The sequence below is a fragment of the Fodinibius sp. genome, assembly GCF_041642155.1.
Taxonomy (GTDB): domain Bacteria; phylum Bacteroidota; class Rhodothermia; order Balneolales; family Balneolaceae; genus Fodinibius.
Genome location: NZ_JBEPWZ010000354.1, coordinates 1 through 2,771, shown reverse-complemented (window position 1 = coordinate 2,771; position 2,771 = coordinate 1). Strand labels below are relative to the sequence as shown.

At 50.6% G+C, this 2,771-nt stretch carries 2 protein-coding genes and 1 pseudogene; 1 reads left to right on the top strand and 2 read right to left on the bottom strand.

Going from position 1 to position 2,771, the window contains the following annotated elements:
• Window positions 1–211, bottom strand: a pseudogene (locus ACESLU_RS13820) (hypothetical protein); the annotation flags it as partial.
• Between the two features lie 177 nt (window positions 212–388).
• Here ACESLU_RS13820 and ACESLU_RS13815 point away from each other — a divergent pair.
• Window positions 389–1,534: a PP2C family protein-serine/threonine phosphatase gene (locus ACESLU_RS13815; protein ID WP_372639213.1), complete on the top strand. Its 1,146-nt coding sequence runs from the start codon at window positions 389–391 to the stop codon at window positions 1,532–1,534.
• Window positions 1,535–1,651: 117 nt separating this feature from the next.
• Here ACESLU_RS13815 and ACESLU_RS13810 read toward each other — a convergent pair.
• Window positions 1,652–2,771 (bottom strand): transketolase C-terminal domain-containing protein (locus ACESLU_RS13810; protein ID WP_372639212.1); only part of this gene is annotated, 1,120 nt, incomplete at its 5' end.

Below are 2,771 nucleotides of genomic sequence, written 5' to 3'. Positions count from 1 at the left end.
CGTGACGGAAAGTCGGCACGTTCGTATCCCAGGCAACGGCAATATGCGAGGGTTTGTGTTCCTCGAGCAACTTTTCAAGCGTATTGGCAAACCCCAAAATGGGACCTGTCGGTATTCCTTCAGAATTTTTTAAATTGCTGCGTATAAAGGCATAATGAGAGCGGTAAGCCAGGGCCATACCGTCCAATAAAAAAAGAGTGCTTTTAGACATCTTGTTGAATCGTTAACTTCTGTTTCAAAATCCAATGCAAATATACAAATATATAACAGGCGTATCTATCCCTGCAGGGGAATGAACTGTAAACCTCACCGCAATTATCAAAAAGGTAAAACTTTTTGCTATCGTTTACGAATAAGGACTATAATAATGTGATAACATACTTTTTACATGGGCTTAAAAAACGAAGCGCAAACTGCATATCAAAATACTAAATCGGTTTACAGGGAATATATATCCGGAATGACGCGGGAACGGATGGGTAAAGATTTCTACAAGGATACCGATCGGCTCAAGCAGTTGTATGAAGAAGCAATACAGGAAGGCGCGGAACAGAGGGATCCTGAGGATATTCCGGGTCATTTGAAATTCCTGCGGCTTTTTTCTGCCCTGACGGAGCGGCTTAATCCCACTCGGCGGCTGTTATTCGGCTTATCGGTTATCGCCTTTATATTCCACTATTTATTTGGGGTGCTGCAACTTACAGGTTTCATTCTTTTCTATGAACTACTGCTTCCTTTTGCCTTCGGATCGATGCTGATCCTGCTCCTGGTGGAACTGCTTGAAAAATCAGACGTGAAGCGCGAAATAGACCTGGCCCGGGATATCCAGCTGAGTCTGCTGCCGGGCACTGAATTCAAGGGTACTTCGCTTGAAATATTCTCTTTTGCCACGACCGCCAAGGAGGTGGGCGGCGACTATGTGGATATTATTGAAACCGAATCAGGGACCTATGTAATTATCGCGGATGTCTCCGGCAAGGGACTGTCGGCGGCCCTCTATATGGTACGCATGCAGGCCCTGGTTCACCTCATTATTGAAAAACATCAGCCTTCTCCCAAGCAGCTGTTCCTGGAACTCAACGACTACGTTAAATCCGGAATTGCGGATAAAACGTTTGTGACGGCCTGCGCGGCTTTTTTTCCGATCGAAAAAGACTATTTTACATTTGCCCGGGCCGGACATAACGCCCCGATTCTCTTTAACAAGGAGCGCGATGTCACTTTTGATCTTCGTTCCGACGGCTTTGCCCTGGGCATGACTTCTTCAGCTAATCTGAAATTTCATCTTCAGGAAAAGAAATTTCAATTCGGGTCCGGCGACAGTGTGCTCTTCTATACCGACGGTCTGACCGAAGCCCGTAACGAGGTCGGGGAGGAATACGGGGAAGACCGCCTCGATGCCATTCTCAGTATCTATGGGTCCCTGCACGCCAAAACGATCGTCCGGAAAGTTCAATCTTCCCTGGAAAACTTTATCGGTCAGGAAAAACCGGGGGATGATATCACATTTACCTGTGTGCATCGATCCGGCTGAAGGACGGATTGAGAGGCGGAAAAATTGAGGGTGGAAGTTAGAAACGTAGCAGGGTTCAAGGCTGGAAGTGGTTTGGTGCCTTTCTCACTTCCAGCCTCTAATAACCTCCAACGTCCGTCAGCGAAGAAGCTTTTGAGCCTCTTCCACAATCCGGTCGACCGTCAGCCCATACTTTTCAAATATTTCCTTATAGGGTGCTGATGCCCCGAAATGATCTATGCCTATGGCTATTCCCCGGTCACCAATCCACTCCTTCCAGCCGAAGGTCGCAGCGGCTTCAATAGACACGCGAGCGGTCACCTCTTCCGGTAGAACGCTTTGCCGGTAGGTATCCTTCTGCCGGCGGAAGAGTTCCCAGGAGGGCATGCTCACAACGCGGACATCCCTGCCCTGCTTCCGGAGCATGGTTCTGGCCTGCATGGCCAGGTGGACTTCCGAGCCCGTGCCTATTAATATGGCATCGGGCGTGGCTTTTTCAGAATCAGCCAGGATATATGCGCCTTTGGTGGCCTGGGAGGCCCGGTTTGCCTCCGTTCGCTCAAAGGTTGGAACGGCCTGACGGGTGAGAGCCAAAAGTGCCGGACCGTCGGTATATTCAAGAGCCGCTTTCCAGGCCCAGGCCACTTCATTGGCATCGGCGGGTCGCAGCAGCAGGGCATGGGGCATGGCCCGCAGGGAAGCTAAGTGCTCGACCGGCTGATGGGTCGGGCCGTCACCCCCGAGGCCAATACTGTCGTGCGTAAAGACAAAGACCGAGGGTATATGCGACAATGCCGCGATGCGAATGGCCGGACGGCAGTAATCGGAAAAGATCAGGAATGTGCCCCCGAACGGGATAACGCCTTTGTGCAGGGCCATGCCGTTGAGTGCCGCTCCCATCGCATGCTCGCGAACGCCGAAATGAATATTTCTACCGGCATAGTTCGATGAGCCAAAAATCCCGGTATCGTCCATCCATGTCTTATTGCTGCCGGTAAGGTCGGCCGATCCACCAATCAGCTGGGGAATATTGGCCGCTAACTTCTGTATCACCTTTCCGGAGGAAGCACGCGTAGCCATTCCCTGCTCATCTGCCTCGAAGACCGGCAAGAAGGATTCGAAATCGGTTGGTAATCCCCGGTTTAATGCCGATTCGAACCGTTTGGCCTCTTCCGGATGTTCTTCTCTATATTGATTGAACAACTCTTCCCACTTCCGGGTATGAGTTGCTCCCTCCTCTTTAGCCTGACGGAAATGC